Source organism: Enterobacter sp. 4974935 (genome assembly GCF_058661735.1).
In genome coordinates, this window is sequence record NZ_JBZWGT010000003.1 from 2,659,696 (window position 1) to 2,677,287 (window position 17,592).

A 17,592-nucleotide genomic window follows, 5' to 3' on the forward strand; every position below is an offset into this window, starting at 1 on the left:
GTCACCTCGCTTACATCGGCGATAAGTTAAGGAAGAAGCGTTGCAGCCAGCCCATATTTTGCGCTTCGTTGATGTAGCCGTTGCCGACGTACTCAATGCGCGCATCCGCCACCTGTGTGGACGGTACGGTGTTGGTGCCGCTGATGGTGCGAGGGTTAACCACACCGGAGAAGCGAATGAATTCCGTACCCTGGTTAATGGCGATCTGTTTTTCGCCCACCACGTGCAGGTTGCCGTTCACCAGAACCTGGTCAACCGTTACCGTCAGCGTTCCGCTGAAGGTATTGCTGGCGTTCGCGCCACCTTTACCGTTAAAGGTGTTGCCGCCGGAGGCTTCCACATCCGCACGGGCGTTGCCGAACAGCCCTTGCAGATAGCGCGGTACGGTGTCGAAGCCAAAATTGGTTTTGCCGTCGCGGCTGGCGTTCGCCGACGAGCTCTTGCTCGCGCTGACGTTTTCCTGCAACACAATGGTCAGCGTATCGCCGACGTTACGCGGACGACGGTCTTCAAACAGCGGCTGATAACCGTAGTTAATCGGCTGCGCGGTCTGGAAAATAGAGCCGTTCACCACCGGCGAGGGGCCGGGAACGGGTTGGGCGGTTGTCGCACCCTGTACCAATGGTTTAGACGGGATCCAGGCACACCCGCTGAGGGTGACAGCCAGAACAGTCAGGATCGGATAACGAAACGCCGCGTTTTTTTGCATTGCCTTCATCTTCGAAAACAGGGAGCCGGTGCGACGTTTACCGCACCGGGCTACACCTTAGAGTTGCGTCAGTTTTTGCAGCATCTGGTCGGTCGTCGACACTGCTTTACTGTTAATTTCATAGGCGCGCTGGACCTGGATCATATTCACCAGTTCTTCCGCCACGTTAACGTTCGAGGTTTCCACATACCCCTGGTACAGCAGCCCCGCACCGTTCAGGCCGGGGGTACTTTCATTTGGCGTGCCGGAAGACTGCGTTTCGGTGTAGAGGTTCTCACCGATGCTTTCCAGTCCGGTATCGTTCATGAAGGTCGTCAGGTTGAGCTGACCAACCTGAACCGGCGCGGCCTGACCTTGCTGAGTGACGCTGACGATACCGTCACGGCCAATGGTGATGCTCAGCGCGTTCGCCGGGATGGTGATCGCAGGCTGAACCTGGAAGCCGCCCGCCGTCACCAGCTGACCATTCTGATCCACCTGGAACGAACCATCGCGGGTATAGGCGGAGGTCCCGTCAGGCAGTTGCACCTGGAAGAAACCCTGACCTTTGATGGCAACGTCTTTGCTGTTGTTGGTCTGGGACAAGTTGCCCTGGCTGTGCAGACGCTCGGTGGCGACCGGGCGTACGCCGGTACCAATTTGCAGACCGGACGGCAGCGTGGTTTGCTCAGAAGACTGCGCCCCTGGCTGACGAATCGTTTGATAAAGCAAATCTTCGAAAACCGCACGCTGGCGCTTGAAACCATTGGTGCTGACGTTTGCCAGGTTGTTGGCAATTACATCCATATTGGTTTGCTGTGCGTCCAGACCGGTTTTCGCGATCCATAAAGAACTGATCATAGGGAGTCCTGTTAACTCATAGCCAGAAGTTGGTTAGCCTTGCCTGCGTTTTCATCGACGCTGCTGATGATTTTCATCTGCATTTCGAAGCGGCGGGCGCTGGCGATCATGTCGGTCATGGCTTCGACCGGTTTGACGTTACTGCCTTCCAGCACGCCGGACATCACGCGGATGGTCGGGTCGGCCTGTAACGTGGCGCCACGCGTGGCCTGCGCAGCCTGGGTCAGACGGAACATTCCGTCATCACCACGCTGCACTTCATTGCCTTCCGCTTTCACCAGCTTCAGACGACCGACAGGCGCAACGGTGTTCGCCGGGTCGCCCGGATTCAACGCCGAGATCGTCCCGTCTGCCGCAATGGTCAGCTCTGACCCTTCCGGCACCGTCAGCGGACCGGCTTCGCCCATCACCGGATGCCCCTGAATCGTCAACTGTCCGGTGGCGCTCACCTGAATGTTACCGTTGCGGGTATACCCTTCTGCGCCGTCAGCCGTTTGCACCGCCAGCCAGCCGTCCTGCTGAAGGGCAACGTCCAGCGGACGCGCGGTGTAATCCATCTGGCCTGGCGTCATGTCGGCGCCCGGCGTGGAGGCGGTGACCAGCGTACGCGTGGGCAATGACAGCCCTTCTACCGGCACCGCACGCAGTGCGTTGAGCTGTGCACGAAAACCAGGCGTGGAGGCGTTCGCCAGGTTGCTGGCGGTAACAGCCTGCTGATTGAGCGTCTGGCTTGCAGCCCCCATCGCTGTATATATTGCGTGATCCATTGCGCTTTCCCGTCAGCCGCTTAACGCAGGTTAACCAGCGTGTTGAGGATCTGATCCTGGGTTTTGATGGTCTGCGCGTTGGACTGGTAGTTACGTTGCGCGACAATCATGTTCACCAGCTCTTTACTCAGATCGACGTTGGAGGCTTCCAGCGCGCCGTTGGTCAGCGTGCCGAAGTTACCGGAACCCGCGGTACCCAGCAGGGCAACACCGGAAGACTGCGTGGCAGACCAGACGTTATCCCCTTCGGACTTCAGGCCTTCGTTGTTGGCAAAGTTTGCCAGCACGATCTGGCCCAGCACCTGGGTCTGTTCGTTGGAGTAGTTACCGACAACGGTACCGTCATCGTTGATCTGGTAGCTCACCAGATCGCCCGGCTTATAGCCGTTCTGGCTCGTCGCCACGATGTTGTTCGCACCGGTGTTTTGCTGCATGGAGTTGGCGAAACTCATGTCAAACGTGGCTGGCGTCGCGCCCGGAACGGTGCCCGTTGTGATCTTGATATCATCGCCACCCGTCAGCACACCACTCTCGTTAAAGGTCAGCGTGGTTGCCAGTTTCGCTGCATCTCCCGCTACGCTGCCGTCCTGCGAATACACTTTCCAGGAGTTAGCTGGCGTCTCGTTTTTGACATAAAACAGGTTCATGTTGTGCGCATTACCCTGGCTGTCAAACACCGTCACGGTGCCTTTCTTGTTGTAAGAGTCAGGGTTGGCCGGGTCGAATGCGACGGTTGGCGCGGTATCGGTGGAGTTCAGGTTGATCTGCTGAGAGGCCGTGGTGGTGGACTTCGCCGCCATCAGCGTCGTTGGGATGGTGATCGCCTGCGGATTCGCACCGGTTTGCACCGTCGGCGGCGTGCCGGCAACCGGATAACCGGTTAACTGTAGCCCCTGCATGTTCACCAGGTTACGGTTTTCATCCAGCTTAAACTGGCCGTTGCGGCTGTAGAACACGGAACCGTTGGCATCCACCATACGGAAGAAACCGTTCTGGCTGATGGCGACATCCAGACCACGACCGGTGTTGGTGGTCGTCCCGTCGGTGAAGTCCTGGGTGATACCCGCAACCTTCACGCCCAGGCCCACTTTAGAGCCTGCAAACATATCTGCAAAAGACGCAGAACCGGATTTAAAACCATAGGTCGCGGAGTTGGCGATGTTGTTGCCAATGACGTCCAGGTTGGTGGCCGCAGCATTCAGGCCGCTGACCGCTTGAGAAAAGGCCATGACTTACTCCTGATAAGTATGAAGGCTTAGATAATCTGCCGAACTTCGTCGAGTGTGGTGGTACCGGAGGTACCCAAATCCAGTTTGTTGCCATCGCTACCTTTGATGACGCCCTGAACCAGGGCAAACTGTAGCGGCTGAGCCACCAGCTGCGTGGTGCCGTTGCTGGCGCTAATCGCAACCTGATACGAGCCGTTAGGCGCTTTAGTGCCGTCGGTCAGGCTGCCATCCCAGGTAAAGGTATGAACGCCCGCTTTAAGCTCGCCAATCTCAATCGTGCGCACCACGTTGCCGCTGGCGTCTTTGATGGTGGCGGTGACTTTGTCGGCCGGTTGCTGCAACTCAACGCCAAACGGCGTCGTGGTGGTGGTGGACGTGCCATCGGTGGTGCTGGTGCCCGCCAGAATCGTGGTCCCCGGGATCATCACCCCGTGACCGATCAGGTTGGCGGCCTGCAAGGACTGGCTGTTATCGATTTGACCGGAGACCGAGCCGAGCGTGGTATTCAGTTTCTCAATGCCGCTGACGGTACTGATCTGCGCAAGCTGCGTGGTCAGTTCGTTATTCTGCATCGGATTGGTCGGGTCCTGATTTTTCAGCTGTGCCACCAGCAGGGTCAGAAAGCTGCTCTGTAAATCGGAGGCATTGCTCCCGGTGAGGGAGCTGGAACCGATTGCACTACTGGTGCTGTTGACGCCGGTATTTGTCGGGTCATTCACGTTTACGGCGATGGACATGCGTGTCTCCTTTACTGGCCGAGAGTGAGTGTTTTGAGCATCATGCTCTTCACGGTATTAAGCACTTCGACGTTTGCCTGGTAGCTGCGTGACGCGGACATGGAGTTCACCATCTCCCCGACCACATCCACGTTCGGCATTTTCACGTAGCCGCTGGCATCCGCGAGCGGGTTGCCTGGCTCGTAAACCAGCTTGTCGGGCGCCTGGCTCTCAACCACGTCCGCCACTTTCACGCCGCCCGTTGCCGCACCCGGTGCAGCATCAACCTGGAAGACGACCTGTTTAGCGCGATACGGTTGTCCGTCAGGTCCGGTCACGCTGTCGGCGTTGGCCAGGTTACTGGCTGCCACGTTCAGTCGTTTGGACTGCGCCGTTAATGCCGAACCGGCGATATCAAAAATATTCAGCAAGGCCATTTACTAATTGCCCCCCTGCAGGACGGTCATCATGCCTTTGATTTGCCCGCCGAGTAGCGTCAGGCCTGTCTGGTATTGCAGGCTGTTATCGGCAAACTGTGTGCGCTCCCGGTCCATGTCGACGGTATTGCCGTCAAGCGAGGGCTGATCGGGGACACGATAAAGTAAGTCAGTTGTTGGCGCGGTCATCGCCTGAGCGGGAATATGCCGTGAGGATGTCAGGGCAAGTGAGACACCCGTCCCTTCGGCACGTCCACGCTCCATCACTTTTTTGAGTTCACTGGAAAAATCAATATCGCGCGCCTGATACCCGGGGGTGTCCGCGTTGGCGATATTGGCGGCTAAAATTTCCTGCCGCTGGGCGCGTAAGTTGAGCGCTTCCTGCTGAAAACGTAACGCGGCGTCGAGTTTATCGAGCATGTCTCCTCCGCTGATGAGAAAATTTCAGTTCACAGCTTAAATCTCACCCCGTCTCCCCTATCGACGGAATAAGCGCAAAATGCGTCGCTATTTGTTGCGTTGATGGAAAACCACTGCGGGTAGAATTTGCTTAATTCTGGACATGGTGGAACGTGCGATGCGGACTTTTAAACGTGGCCTTGCGGCGACCCTGCTGCTTTTGAGCCCTCTTGTGCAGGCTGAGGGGTTAGAGAACCAGCTCAATGCATTCTTTGCGCAGAAGCTGGCCGGTTTCAGCGATGACGTACGCGTGACCGTACGCACCCCGCCTAACCTTTACCCTTCCTGCGAAGCCCCGTCATTTAGCGTGACCGGCAGCACCCGCTTATGGGGCAACGTGAATGTGCTGGCGCGTTGCGCCAACGAAAAACGTTATTTACAGGTTGCGGTTCAGGCGACAGGCAATTATGTTGTCGCCGCCGTTCCCATTCCCCGGGGCAGCCTGCTGCAACCAGACAGCGTAACGCTGAAGCGAGGCCGTCTGGATCAGCTTCCACCGCGGACGATGCTGGATATCAACCAGGCTCAGGAGGCGGTCAGCCTGCGCGATGTCGCTCCTGGACAGGCGATACAGCTATCCATGCTGCGCCAGGCGTGGCGGGTGAAGGCGGGACAACAGGTGATGGTGGTCGCCAATGGCGAAGGCTTTAGTATCAACAGTGAAGGAAAAGCGCTGAATAATGCCGCAGTGGCGCAAAATGCCCGGGTCAGAATGTCCTCAGGCCAGGTGGTCAGCGGCACGGTCGGTCCTGATGGGAATATTCTGATTAACCTGTAATCTTTTTAAAGATTTCGCGGCCACTGCCGATAAATATTCAACAAATGATGATGTCAGGCGCAAACGCCGCGAACCCTCGATGAGGACAACACTATGAGCATTGATCGTACATCAGCCCTGAAGCCGGTTAGCACTGTACAACCTCGCGAAACGAATGAGGCTGCCCCGCAAAAAACGCGTCTGGAAAAAACCTCGACGGCTAACAGCACCAGCGTCACGCTGAGCGATGCGCAGTCGAAGCTGATGCAGCCAGGCAGCAGCGATATCAACATGGAACGAGTTGAAGCGCTGAAAACGGCTATCCGTAACGGCGAACTGAAAATGGATACCAGCAAAATCGCTGATGCGCTGATTCAGGACGCACAGAGTTTCCTCCAGAGTAACTAACCGTATGAGTCGACTGTCAGAAATACTGGATCAGATGACGGTGGTCCTGAACGACCTGAAAACGGTGATGGACGCAGAACAGCACCACCTCTCTTCTGGTCAAATCAACGGCAGCGCGTTGCAACGCATTACTGAAGATAAAAGCTCGCTGCTGGCGACCCTGGATTATCTGGAAAAACAGCGACGCGCTGAGCAAGACACGAAACGCAGCGCCAATGATGAGATCAACGAACGCTGGCAGACCATTACAGAAAAAACCCAGCATCTTCGCGATCTCAACCAGCATAACGGCTGGCTGCTGGAAGGTCAGATTATCCGTAATCAGCAGGCGCTTGAGGTGTTAAAGCCCTATAAAGAGCCGGGGCTGTACGGTGCGGATGGTCAAACGGCCACGGCACGTATCACGGGCGGGAAAAAGATTTCGATTTGACGCACTAGCGGCATGTCATGAAGCGGGGAGCACCTTCTGGTGACTCCCCTTTTGGCGTTTATACCGTGCGGCGGGTAAACTCTTTTACCTTGAAGCCAAGCACCGCCAGCGTGGCAAAGTACGCCACCACCCCGACCACCACCACGGCCATCAGACGCATCAGGCGGTAAGGCATGGTGCCCTGCGCCCACTCAGGCATGACATACAACATGCCAACCAGCGCGGCCGCCATCACTACTACCGCGATCGCCAGACGCAGCAAGAAGCTTGCCCAGCCCGGCTGCGGGGTGAAGATATCCTGCTTACGCAGCTGCCAGTACAGCAGCCCGGCGTTGAGACAGGCCGCCAGACCAATCGACAGTGACAGACCCGCGTGTTTCAGCGGACCAATAAACGCCAGGTTCATCAGCTGCGTCATGATCAGCGTCACAATGGCAATCTTAACCGGCGTTTTGATGTCCTGACGTGAATAGAAGCCGGGCGCAAGCACCTTCACGACAATCAGCCCCATCAGCCCCACTGAGTAGGCTACCAGTGCACGCTGGGTCATGGCGGCATCAAAGGCGGTGAATTTTCCATACTGGAACAACGACACCGTCAGCGGTTTCGCCAGGATCCCCAGCGCCACCGCGCTTGGCAGCGCCAGCAGAAAACAGAGACGCAGACCCCAGTCCATCAGGCGGCAGTATTCATCGTGGTTGCCGCTGGCGAAACTTTTCGACAGCGACGGCAGCAGAATAGTCCCCAGCGCCACGCCCAGCACCCCGGATGGAAACTCCATCAGCCGGTCGGCGTAGTACATCCAGGACACCGAGCCCGACACCAGGAAAGAGGCGAAGATGGTATTGATGATGAGCGAGATCTGGCTGACGGACACGCCGAGTATTGCCGGTCCCATCTGTTTGATAACGCGCATTGCGCCCGCATCTTTGAAATTAATGCGCGGCAGAACCAGCATGCCGATCTTTTTCAGGTGCGGAAGCTGGTAAGCAAGCTGTAACACCCCGCCGACGGTCACGGCCCAGGCCAACGCCAGCACCGGTGGGTTAAAATGCGGCGCGGCGAACAGCGCAAAGCCAATCATGCTGACGTTAAGGAACGTGGGGGCAAAGGCCGGCACGGAGAAGCGGTTCCAGGTATTCAGGATGGCACCCACCAGCGACGCCAGCGAAATCAGCAGAATATAGGGGAAGGTTATCCGCAGCAGTTGCGTCGTCAGGGCAAATTTATCCGCCGTGTCGGCAAAGCCCGGCGCCGTTACCATGATTACCCAGGGCGCTGCCAGCATCCCCAGTACGGTCACGATCGCCAGCGCCAGCGTCAGTAAACCGGAAACGTAAGCCACAAAGACGCGGGTGGCATCTTCGCCCTGCTTGCTTTTATATTCCGCGAGGATCGGGACAAATGCCTGTGAGAAAGCCCCTTCGGCAAAAATACGGCGCAGCAGGTTCGGCAGCTTGAACGCAACGAAAAAGGCGTCAGTCGCCATCCCTGCGCCAAAAACCCTTGCCACAATGGCATCGCGAGCAAAGCCAAGCACGCGGGAAAACATGGTCATCGAGCTGACGGCCGCCAGCGATTTTAATAAGTTCATTAACGTGAAGTTCCACAACCCTACGGATTTCCAGGACGGATAAGCGAAAGCGCCACCCGGCAAAGCCAACAAGCGGCGCTTAGTCTAACCGGATTTCAACGAATTACTATCGGCAGATGTTACAGCGAGTTATTCCGACATCGCTTCGCGCCAGAGTCGTTCCACGATGCGCTGCGCCAGAATGGCCTGCTCCCCGGACGTTTCAGGAACCGTCTGATTCTGCACGCAGGTAATGAAGTGACGCGCGCAGCCCACAAAGCCACGCTGCTCCAGGGTGCTCTGCCAGCCGGGAACGGGTAACGCGAGCACGCCATTGCCCTTCTCTTCCCGCCACTCTCGCATATCGGTGACGTCATACAGCGCGCCATCCGTAACGGCCTGCACGGACTCGCGTTGGCTGCCCGCACGACGATGCATGCTGGTCGTCACCTGTAAATGCTCAACGGCAAAATGATGTTCGGCGTAAACCATTTCACCCTGCTCGTTGGTCAGCAGCGTGCCGCTTTGCAGCTGGGCTTTTCCGTTACTCAGCCACAGGGCCGTATCCACGACGTGGAGATAATCATCCAGCAGCGTGAACCGCAGATCGTTCGGCCCTACGCTGTCGGTACGGTGCTTATCCATACGCAGAGAGGCAAACGAGCCGGACTGCGCTTTAAGCTTCTGATAGAGCGGCGCAAAACGGCGGTTGAAGCCGACCATCAGCGTCAGCTTTTTACGCGCGGCCAGCTCAATCAGTCGTTCAGCATCCTGCACATTTTCCGCCAGCGGCTTATCAACGCAGACGTGAACGCCTGCGTTCAGCAACTCGCTCACCACCTGGAAGTGCGTCGCGGTTGAGGTATGCACAAATACCGCATCACATTCACGGGCTAAATCCTGGAGTGAGCCAGCATAAGGGATGCGCCAGGTTTTGCAGATGCGCTCTGCTTTCTCGCGGGTGGGCGACCACGCCCCTTGCAGCGTCCAGTCTGACGCGGCGCCTAAAACGGGCAGCCATGCTTTTTGCGCAATCCCGCCCAGCCCCACCACTCCAATGCGTAATGTAGTCACGGTTAATCTCCCAGGTGTGCGAGTAAAGCATCCAGACGCTGCTTCAGCCCGGCAACCTCGTCTTCCAGGGCTGCCACGCGCGCGATCAGGCTGTCGTTTGATGCTGGCGTGTCGGAATCGACGGCCAGCGTAGAGGACTCCACGTCGCCGCTAAACAGGTGCATGTAGCGGCTTTCACGCTTGCCCGGCTCGCGGGCCAGACGCACCACGTAAGGACCGTCCTCGCTTGAGGCTAATCCCTCCAGCGTCTGTTCAACGTCCTGCATATCCTGAAACTCATGCATGCGGGAGGCGCGTGTTCGCAGTTCACCCGGCGTCTGCGCCCCGCGCAGCAGCAGCGTGGTGATAACCGCCACTTCTGCGGCGCTGAGTTTTAAATCGCCAAATTCGGAATTACAAAAGCGCTGTTCATATTTAGTGACGCGATTACCGAAGCCGCTGACGGTGCGCAGGTAGTGGCGCTTCACCAGCTCATCAAGGATATCCTGCACCTCGTACTCGCCAAGGTTCATCACCGGCTCACGGTTCGTCTTTTGGTTGCAGGCCATCGTGACCGCATTCACGGAAAGAGGATACTGTTCCGGCGTCGTAACCTGCTTTTCCAGCAGGCAGCCAATCACGCGCGCTTCGGCGCCATTTAACTGATATTTCATCTTTTCTCCTTAACGACCCGCGGTCCACTCCTGCGTGGTGAGCGCGGTGAGGACATGGTCCCGCCACTCGCCGTCAATCAGCAGATAATCTTTGGCATAGCCCTCTTTCTCAAACCCCAGGCGGGCCAGCAGATCGCCGCTGCGCTTATTGTGCGGCATGTAGTTCGCCATAATGCGATGGATATGTTGCGTGCGCTGCATGTAGCGAATCGCCGCCGTCAGCGCCTCAAACATGAGCCCCTGCCCCTGCCATTTCTGGCCGATGGAATACCCGAGATAGCAGGCGTGAAACGACCCGCGTACTACGTTTGAAAAATTGGCAATGCCAACGATCTCTTTCTCTTCCGGATCGAGAAGCGCGAAATAAAACGCACTTCCCTGTTTGTGAAATTCCGCAATCATACTGAGGCGCGCCTGCCAGCCAGAGGGGTAGCAATGGCTCTCGTCCCGAACGGGTTCCCAGGGTTTTAAAAACTGGCGATTCTCGGCGTAATAATCCGCCAGACGCCAGGCATCACGCTCATGCACCAGACGAACGACCAGCCTGTCCGTCGTCAGACGCACTTTTGGCACATTACTGCGATAGCCAAACATCGATACCACTCCTTCCCGTCGCTTCTGCTCTGCCTGTTAGCTTTACTATACCTGCGCCTGTGCCTTCTGTGAAAACAGTGACATACCATTTTTATCGCTTTTCACATTTTTCGATGAGAACTCTCTATCAAAGCACCTTTTTGATAAAAAAATATTGTCGCCAGCAGGTATGTGAAAAAGCGCGGCGACACCGCAGAATATTAGCGTGCTCACCTTTTATTTTCCCTGGAGGGAAAATGTCCCGCGTATCACAGGCCAGGAGCCTGGGTAAATATTTCCTGCTCGTCGATAACATGCTGGTCGTGCTCGGCTTTTTTGTCGTTTTTCCACTTATATCGATTCGTTTTGTCGATCAAATGGGCTGGGCGGCGCTAATGGTCGGGTTCGCGCTGGGCTTACGCCAGTTTGTACAACAGGGTCTTGGCGTGTTTGGCGGGGCAATAGCCGACCGCTTTGGTGCGAAACCGATGATCGTCACCGGCATGCTGTTACGTGCGGCGGGATTCGCCACCATGGCAATCGCTCATGACCCCTGGCTGCTGTGGTTCTCCTGTTTCCTTTCCGGGATTGGCGGCACCCTTTTCGACCCACCGCGTACCGCGCTGGTAGTCAAGCTGATCCGTCCGCAACACCGGGGGCGCTTCTTCTCGATTTTAATGATGCAGGACAGCGCTGGCGCGGTGGTGGGCGCCCTGCTGGGAAGCTGGCTGCTGCAATACGATTTCCGCCTGGTCTGCGCCACCGGCGCGGTGCTGTTTATTCTCTGCGCGCTGTTTAACGGTCTGTTTCTGCCCGCATGGAAGCTGTCGACGGTAAAAGCGCCGGTGCGGGAAGGGCTTGACCGCGTGCTGAGCGATAAACGCTTCGTCACCTATGTTTTAACGTTGACCGGCTACTACATGCTCGCCGTGCAGGTCATGCTGATGCTGCCGATTATGGTTAACGATATTGCCGGCACGCCGGCGGCGGTAAAATGGATGTATGCCATTGAGGCCTGCCTTTCTCTGACTCTGCTCTATCCGATTGCCCGGTGGAGCGAGCGCCGTTTCCGGCTTGAGCACCGTCTGATGGCCGGGCTGTTGCTGATGACGCTGAGCATGATGCCCATCGGCCTGGTGAGTTCACTCCAGCAGCTGTTTATGCTGATTTGCACCTTCTATATTGGCTCAATCATTGCCGAGCCGGCCCGTGAAACCCTGAGCGCGTCACTTGCCGACGCCCGGGCCCGTGGCAGCTACATGGGCTTCAGCCGTCTCGGACTGGCGCTTGGCGGCGCGCTGGGTTACACCGGTGGCGGCTGGCTGTTTGATGCCGGAAAAGCGCTCCATCAGCCGGAGCTGCCGTGGGTCATGCTCGGTATGGTCGGCTTTATGACGCTGATTGCCCTCTGGTGGCAGTTCAGTGATAAACGCAGCACCCGCGGGATGCTGGAGCCTGGCGCCTGACCTTCTGGGGGAGGATATTTACCTCCCTTCACTATCAGTTTTTTCTGCTGGTTTCTCCAGGATCACCCTGACATACTGGCGTATCAGGACAGATGCGCCGATTTTATGTTGAGGAACACCATGAAAAAGATCGTTATTGCCGCTGCGTTAATTGTCAGTGGGCTGCTGGTGGGATGTAACCAGCTTACGCAGTACACCGTCAGTGAGCAGGAAATTAATCAGGCGCTGGAAAAACATAATAACTTTTCAAAAGATATCGGCGTGCCCGGCCTTGCGGATGCACATATCGTCCTGACGAATCTCGCCAGCCAGATTGGGCGCGAGGAGCCTAACAAAGTCACCCTGTCCGGCGATGCCAGCCTGGACATGACCTCGCTCTTCGGCAATCAGAAAGCGGATATCAAACTGAAGCTCAAGGCGCTGCCGGTCTTTAATAAAGAGAAAGGGGCAATTTTCCTGCAAGAGATGGAAATCGTCGATGCGGTCGTCACGCCGGATAAAATGAAACCGGTGCTGCAAACGCTGATGCCTTATCTCAACCAGTCGTTACAGAACTATTTCAACCAGCAGCCCGCCTACGTTCTGAGCGAAGACAAGAGTAAGGGCGAATCTCTGGCGAAAAAATATGCCAAAGGGATAGAGGTGAAACCGGGTGAAATCATCATTCCTTTCACCGACTAAATACTCCGGGCGCTCAGGCGCCCGTTTTTTTTAACGGAATAGTGTGCAAACGAAAACGTTTCCGCTTATGATTTGTGTCCGGCAAAAACAGCCATCTTATGACTGATCCCTTTCAAGCCGGAGCTTCCATGACTGTACAATCCCAGGTTCTCAAAATCCGCCGCCCAGACGACTGGCATATCCATCTTCGTGATGGCGACATGCTGAAAACCGTCGTGCCGTATACCAGCGAAATTTATGGCCGTGCGATTGTTATGCCTAACCTGGTTCCGCCAGTCACCACCGTCGAGGCCGCGATCGCCTATCGCCAGCGTATCCTTGACGCCGTTCCGGCCGGGCACGATTTTACTCCGTTGATGACCTGCTACCTGACGGACTCGCTGGATCCCAATGAGGTTGAGCGCGGATTTAACGAAGGTGTGTTCACCGCCGCGAAGCTCTACCCGGCAAACGCCACCACCAACTCCAGCCATGGGGTGACGAGCATCGACGCCATCATGCCCGTTCTGGAGCGAATGCAAAAACTGGGAATGCCACTGCTGGTGCACGGGGAAGTGACCCACGCTGACATTGATATTTTCGATCGCGAAGCGCGTTTTATCGAAACGGTCATGGAGCCGCTGCGCCAGCGTCTTCCTGGGCTGAAGGTAGTGTTTGAACACATTACGACCAAAGATGCCGCAGAGTATGTCCGGGATGGAAACGAATTGATTGCCGCCACCATCACCCCGCAGCACCTGATGTTTAACCGTAACCACATGCTGGTGGGTGGCGTTCGCCCACATCTGTATTGTCTGCCGATCCTCAAGCGCAATATCCACCAGCAGGCGCTACGTGAGCTGGTCGCCAGCGGCTTCCCGCGCGCGTTCCTCGGCACGGATTCCGCCCCGCATGCCCGTCATCGAAAAGAGGCGAGCTGCGGTTGTGCAGGCTGCTTTAACGCCCCGACCGCCCTGGCAAGTTACGCAACCGTCTTTGACGAGATGAACGCGTTAGGCCATTTCGAAGCCTTCTGCTCCCTTAACGGCCCGCGTTTCTACGGTCTGCCGGTTAATGACACGTTCATTGAGCTGGAGCGCAAAGAAAGCCAGGTTGAAGCGTCGATTGCGCTCACCGACGATACGCTGATCCCCTTCCTGGCAGGTGAAACCGTAAGCTGGACGGTAAAAAGCTAAAAAATTGTCATCCCCCTGTTGTCAAACCGCCAACATAACTGTATAAATAAACAGTATATTACACAGGGGGCATTTATGCGTATTGAAGTCACCATTGCCAAAACCACCGTCCTGCCTGCTGGCGCACTCGACGCTCTGGCGGGTGAGCTATCCCGACGTATTAACAGCACTTTTCCTGAAAACGATGGCGCCATAACGGTACGTTATGCGACAGCAAACCATCTTTCCGTCATTGGCGGCGCGAAAGAAGACAAAGACCGCATCAGCGAAATTTTGCAGGAAACATGGGAAAGCGCCGACGACTGGTTTATCACTGATTAAAATTTGCTCCCTCATTGTGTTTTTTTGCCGGGTCGCCCCGGCTTTTTTTCGTTTCGTCTCCTGAAAGTTCAAAATATTTCAGTATCTTCTTAGAAAATCGTGAACAAGATGACGTTTTATTGTTCGAACAATCCTAAAAAGCAGAAAAATGTGTTGCTACCCGTTTATTTTTTCCTGCGGAACCCTTATTAATTGATATACTGAAAAAGCTTTCAGAAAAACATGCATTGAACCTCAAAGTCGTTGTCTTCTAACACGCATTAAGGGGGTTATAATGGAAAAGAATAATGAAGTCATCCAGACCCATCCACTCGTTGGCTGGGATATCAGCACCGTAGACAGCTACGATGCGCTGATGCTGCGTTTGCACTACCAGACCCCGAATCAGCTAAACCGTGACGAAGCGGAAGTTGGACAGACGCTGTGGCTTACAACAGACGTCGCCCGTCAGTTTATTTCTATTTTGGAAGCAGGCATCGCAAAAATAGAATCTGGCGACTACCAGGAAAATGAGTATAAACGGCATTGACCTTATGCCCCTTTTCCCTCAACAGGCACCCTCGCGGTGCCTTATTTATTTCGCTCTTGTATAAGCCCACATAGTTAATTACTCTGCTAACAAAGCGTTAGTAAAGAGAAGCCTATGAAATACGATTTGATCATTATCGGAAGCGGCTCCGTTGGATCTGCAGCCGGTTATTACGCTACGCAGGCGGGTCTGAATGTGCTGATGATTGACGCCCACCTACCCCCTCATTCTGAAGGAAGCCATCACGGCGATACCCGTCTCATCCGTCACGCTTACGGCGAAGGTGAGCGCTATGTACCGCTGGTGCTTCGGGCTCAGACGCTGTGGGATGAGCTGGCCGCACTCACCGAAGAACGCATTTTTGAGCGCACCGGGGTTATTAATCTGGGGCCCGCCAACTCCACGTTTCTGGCGAATGTCGAGGAGAGCGCGAAAGCCTACCGTCTGGACGTTGAGCGTCTGGATGCGAACGACATAATGGCGCGCTGGCCGGAAATTTCTGTCCCTGAAGACTACATTGGATTGTTTGAAGCCAATTCCGGGGTACTGCACAGCGAAACGGCCATTAAGACCTGGATTGATCTCGCCGCCAAAGCGGGCTGCGCACAGTTGTTTAACTGTCCGGTCACGGGTATCACCCACCATGCCGGGGGTTCAACCGTCACCACGTCTGAAGGTGAATATACCGCCACGCGCTTGCTGGTGAGTGCGGGAACGTGGGTGACGAAACTGCTGCCGGATCTGCCCATCCAGCCGGTACGCAAAGTCTTCTCCTGGTTCCAGTCTGACGGGCGTTACAGCAGCCAGAACAAATTCCCGGCGTTCACGGGCGAGTTACCTAATGGCGACCAGTACTACGGTTTCCCCTCGGAAAAAGACGCGCTCAAGATTGGCAAACATAACGGCGGACAGGTAATTTCCTCTGCGGAAGAACGCAAGCCGTACGGAGCCTATCCGCAGGATGGTTCCGAAGCCTTCACGTTCCTGCGTAATATTCTGCCGGGCGTAGGCGGGTTGCTTTATGGCGCAGCGTGCACCTACGACAATACGCCAGATGAAGACTTCATCATCGACACCTTGCCTGGGCACGACAACACCCTGATCGTAACCGGGCTCAGCGGTCACGGGTTTAAATTTGCCTCTGTGTTAGGTGAAATCGCCGCCCAGTTTGCTCAGGGGATTGCGCCTTCGTTTGATCTCAAACCCTTCGCGCTCTCGCGCTTTAGCCGATAATACCGCTACAGGCTCCGAATAACCGGAGCCTGATTTGCGAGAGGATCATGATGCGCAGACTGGTGAATTACCTTATCAATAACATCCGCGAGCATTTCATGCTCTACATTGTCCTTTGGTCGCTGCTGGCGATTGTTGACGTCATCTTTATTGTATTCTTCTGAAAACCATCACTGACGTTTATTGACACTCCTTTAAACTTATTTAACTTATAGTTTTTATAAAAAGTCATCTCAAATTTATTGAACGAAGCGATTGAAATACATTGCGGAAACATATTCAAATTCGCTGAAATAAAATAACTAAATAACATTATTCCTTTTTTTTCAGTTGCATTATTTAATTAATCCGGCCATTTTTATTGCTCAGTCATTTGAGAACGGAAATTCATATGCAATGGCGTAACTCCTCCAGCCGCTACGGAATAATATCCATGTGTTTACACTGGCTATTTGCACTTGCTGTCTATGCCATGTTTGGTCTCGGCCTCTGGATGGTGACATTAAGCTATTATGACGGTTGGTATCATCAGGCCCCCGAATTGCACAAAAGCATTGGGGTTCTGCTGATGATGGGTCTGGTTTTTCGCGTGATCTGGCGACATCTCTCTCCGCCCCCTCCAGCCCCCAAAAGCCATGGACGTCTTACCCGCATAAGCGCTGTTGGCGCACATATCGCACTCTATGCCCTGCTGTTCGCCATTCTGATCAGCGGTTATCTCATTTCGACCGCAGACGGCAAACCGATCAGCGTGTTTGGGCTCTTTGACGTCCCTGCCACGCTGGCTGACGCCGGTTCACAGGCTGACACCGCAGGTGTGGTTCATCTGTGGCTGGCATGGAGCGTGGTGATCCTGTCTGTTCTGCATGGCCTTGCGGCCCTGAAACACCACTTTATCGATAAAGACGATACGCTGAAGCGCATGCTTGGCCGTTCGTCAGTTGACTCTGGAGCATAAAATGAAAAAACGCCTGTTGGGTATCGCATTAGGTTCGCTGTTATTTACCACCGGTTCGGCCATTGCCGCCGACTATAAAATTGATAAAGAAGGCCAGCATGCCTTCGTCAATTTCCGTATTCAGCATCTGGGTTACAGCTGGTTATATGGTACGTTCAATGATTTCGATGGCACATTTAGTTTCGACGAGAAAAACCCTGCTGCCGATAAAGTAAACGTCACCATTAATACTAACAGCGTCGACACTAATCACGCCGAGCGTGATAAACATCTGCGCAGCGCTGAATTCCTGAACGTAGGCAAATTCCCGCAAGCTACTTTCGCGTCGACAGAAGTGAAGAAAGACGGTGATAAGCTCGCTATTACCGGTAATCTTACGCTGAACGGCGTAACAAAACCGGTAACACTGGATGCGAAATTAATCGGCCAAGGCGACGATCCGTGGGGCGGAAAACGTGCTGGCTTTGAAGCCGCCGGCAAAATTCATCTGAAAGATTTTAATATCACCACAGATTTAGGACCGGCATCGCAGGATGTAGAGCTGATTATTTCGGTGGAAGGCGTTCAGCAGAAGTCATAAAACAGGCCCGGCAGGCTTTTACGC

The 17,592-nt window shown here is 55.1% G+C and carries 23 protein-coding genes; 12 read left to right on the forward strand and 11 right to left on the reverse strand.

The features are described 5' to 3' along the window. Positions 1 to 10: 10 nt before the first annotated feature. The 7 genes from flgH to flgB are packed head-to-tail and all read right to left on the reverse strand — an operon-like array spanning position 11 to position 5,118. Positions 11 to 709, reverse strand: a complete 699-nt coding sequence (gene flgH, locus AC4OVS_RS14065; RefSeq protein ID WP_023299788.1) for a flagellar basal body L-ring protein FlgH — start codon at positions 707 to 709, stop codon at positions 11 to 13. Between the two features lie 57 nt (positions 710 to 766). After that, on the reverse strand, positions 767 to 1,549 hold the full coding sequence (gene flgG / locus AC4OVS_RS14070) for a flagellar basal-body rod protein FlgG (RefSeq protein WP_000625853.1): 783 nt from the start codon (positions 1,547 to 1,549) through the stop codon (positions 767 to 769). A gap of 11 nt (positions 1,550 to 1,560) precedes the next feature. After that, positions 1,561 to 2,316: a flagellar basal body rod protein FlgF gene (locus tag AC4OVS_RS14075; RefSeq protein ID WP_022647727.1), complete on the reverse strand. Its 756-nt coding sequence runs from the start codon at positions 2,314 to 2,316 to the stop codon at positions 1,561 to 1,563. Between the two features lie 20 nt (positions 2,317 to 2,336). Continuing rightward, positions 2,337 to 3,545 (reverse strand): flagellar hook protein FlgE, encoded by a 1,209-nt coding sequence (flgE, locus tag AC4OVS_RS14080; RefSeq protein ID WP_023299786.1) that lies wholly within the window; start codon positions 3,543 to 3,545, stop codon positions 2,337 to 2,339. A gap of 26 nt (positions 3,546 to 3,571) precedes the next feature. Then, positions 3,572 to 4,282 carry a flagellar hook assembly protein FlgD gene (gene flgD / locus AC4OVS_RS14085; protein ID WP_491922511.1) on the reverse strand — a complete coding sequence of 237 codons (711 nt, stop codon included), beginning with the start codon at positions 4,280 to 4,282 and terminating at the stop codon, positions 3,572 to 3,574. 11 nt (positions 4,283 to 4,293) lie between these two features. Beyond that, positions 4,294 to 4,698, reverse strand: coding sequence for a flagellar basal body rod protein FlgC (flgC, locus tag AC4OVS_RS14090; RefSeq protein ID WP_003857997.1), 405 nt, complete (start codon positions 4,696 to 4,698; stop codon positions 4,294 to 4,296). Between the two features lie 3 nt (positions 4,699 to 4,701). Next, positions 4,702 to 5,118 carry a flagellar basal body rod protein FlgB gene (flgB, locus tag AC4OVS_RS14095; protein WP_045622629.1) on the reverse strand — a complete coding sequence of 139 codons (417 nt, stop codon included), beginning with the start codon at positions 5,116 to 5,118 and terminating at the stop codon, positions 4,702 to 4,704. A 157-nt stretch (positions 5,119 to 5,275) separates the two neighbouring features. Between flgB and flgA the strand changes: the two genes are divergently transcribed. The 3 genes from flgA (at position 5,276) to flgN (ending at position 6,752) form a co-directional block, all read left to right on the forward strand. Then, complete coding sequence (gene flgA / locus AC4OVS_RS14100) at positions 5,276 to 5,935, forward strand: flagellar basal body P-ring formation chaperone FlgA (protein WP_022647723.1); 660 nt, start codon at positions 5,276 to 5,278, stop codon at positions 5,933 to 5,935. A 93-nt stretch (positions 5,936 to 6,028) separates the two neighbouring features. After that, positions 6,029 to 6,322, forward strand: a complete 294-nt coding sequence (flgM, locus tag AC4OVS_RS14105; protein ID WP_003858002.1) for a flagellar biosynthesis anti-sigma factor FlgM — start codon at positions 6,029 to 6,031, stop codon at positions 6,320 to 6,322. A 4-nt stretch (positions 6,323 to 6,326) separates the two neighbouring features. Then, on the forward strand, positions 6,327 to 6,752 hold the full coding sequence (gene flgN, locus AC4OVS_RS14110) for a flagella biosynthesis chaperone FlgN (RefSeq protein WP_022647721.1): 426 nt from the start codon (positions 6,327 to 6,329) through the stop codon (positions 6,750 to 6,752). 58 nt (positions 6,753 to 6,810) lie between these two features. On the opposite strand, the gene murJ is transcribed toward flgN, so the two are convergent. From murJ to rimJ, 4 genes are all read right to left on the reverse strand, one after another. Beyond that, the gene (murJ, locus tag AC4OVS_RS14115; RefSeq protein WP_017384735.1) at positions 6,811 to 8,346 is read right to left on the reverse strand and encodes a murein biosynthesis integral membrane protein MurJ; all 1,536 of its coding nucleotides are present in this window, start codon (positions 8,344 to 8,346) and stop codon (positions 6,811 to 6,813) included. A 129-nt stretch (positions 8,347 to 8,475) separates the two neighbouring features. Continuing rightward, positions 8,476 to 9,399 carry a Gfo/Idh/MocA family protein gene (locus AC4OVS_RS14120; RefSeq protein WP_058647113.1) on the reverse strand — a complete coding sequence of 308 codons (924 nt, stop codon included), beginning with the start codon at positions 9,397 to 9,399 and terminating at the stop codon, positions 8,476 to 8,478. 2 nt (positions 9,400 to 9,401) lie between these two features. Continuing rightward, a complete protein-coding gene (locus AC4OVS_RS14125; protein ID WP_192970671.1) occupies positions 9,402 to 10,052 on the reverse strand; it encodes a YceH family protein in 651 nt (216 codons plus the stop codon). 9 nt (positions 10,053 to 10,061) lie between these two features. Next, positions 10,062 to 10,646, reverse strand: a complete 585-nt coding sequence (gene rimJ, locus AC4OVS_RS14130) for a ribosomal protein S5-alanine N-acetyltransferase (RefSeq protein ID WP_003858007.1) — start codon at positions 10,644 to 10,646, stop codon at positions 10,062 to 10,064. 236 nt (positions 10,647 to 10,882) lie between these two features. On the opposite strand from rimJ, the gene mdtH reads away from it, so the two are divergent. The 9 genes from mdtH to AC4OVS_RS14175 all read left to right on the forward strand — a co-directional run bounded on the left by mdtH (position 10,883) and on the right by AC4OVS_RS14175 (position 17,568). Further along, positions 10,883 to 12,091 carry a multidrug efflux MFS transporter MdtH gene (gene mdtH, locus AC4OVS_RS14135; RefSeq protein ID WP_161177295.1) on the forward strand — a complete coding sequence of 403 codons (1,209 nt, stop codon included), beginning with the start codon at positions 10,883 to 10,885 and terminating at the stop codon, positions 12,089 to 12,091. Between the two features lie 120 nt (positions 12,092 to 12,211). Then, the gene (locus AC4OVS_RS14140; RefSeq protein ID WP_023305855.1) at positions 12,212 to 12,772 is read left to right on the forward strand and encodes a lipoprotein; all 561 of its coding nucleotides are present in this window, start codon (positions 12,212 to 12,214) and stop codon (positions 12,770 to 12,772) included. Positions 12,773 to 12,900: 128 nt separating this feature from the next. Next, complete coding sequence (pyrC, locus tag AC4OVS_RS14145; RefSeq protein ID WP_022647716.1) at positions 12,901 to 13,947, forward strand: dihydroorotase; 1,047 nt, start codon at positions 12,901 to 12,903, stop codon at positions 13,945 to 13,947. 75 nt (positions 13,948 to 14,022) lie between these two features. Next, positions 14,023 to 14,268, forward strand: coding sequence for a DNA damage-inducible protein I (gene dinI / locus AC4OVS_RS14150; protein ID WP_022647715.1), 246 nt, complete (start codon positions 14,023 to 14,025; stop codon positions 14,266 to 14,268). A gap of 274 nt (positions 14,269 to 14,542) precedes the next feature. Then, on the forward strand, positions 14,543 to 14,797 hold the full coding sequence (gene bssS, locus AC4OVS_RS14155) for a biofilm formation regulator BssS (RefSeq protein WP_023299782.1): 255 nt from the start codon (positions 14,543 to 14,545) through the stop codon (positions 14,795 to 14,797). 114 nt (positions 14,798 to 14,911) lie between these two features. Further along, complete coding sequence (gene solA / locus AC4OVS_RS14160; RefSeq protein ID WP_048966095.1) at positions 14,912 to 16,030, forward strand: N-methyl-L-tryptophan oxidase; 1,119 nt, start codon at positions 14,912 to 14,914, stop codon at positions 16,028 to 16,030. 50 nt (positions 16,031 to 16,080) lie between these two features. Continuing rightward, positions 16,081 to 16,194 carry a YceO family protein gene (locus tag AC4OVS_RS14165; RefSeq protein ID WP_022647713.1) on the forward strand — a complete coding sequence of 38 codons (114 nt, stop codon included), beginning with the start codon at positions 16,081 to 16,083 and terminating at the stop codon, positions 16,192 to 16,194. A 227-nt stretch (positions 16,195 to 16,421) separates the two neighbouring features. Continuing rightward, positions 16,422 to 16,988, forward strand: coding sequence for a cytochrome b (locus tag AC4OVS_RS14170; RefSeq protein ID WP_022647712.1), 567 nt, complete (start codon positions 16,422 to 16,424; stop codon positions 16,986 to 16,988). A 1-nt stretch (position 16,989) separates the two neighbouring features. Next, positions 16,990 to 17,568 (forward strand): YceI family protein, encoded by a 579-nt coding sequence (locus AC4OVS_RS14175; RefSeq protein WP_022647711.1) that lies wholly within the window; start codon positions 16,990 to 16,992, stop codon positions 17,566 to 17,568. Positions 17,569 to 17,592 lie beyond the last annotated feature (24 nt).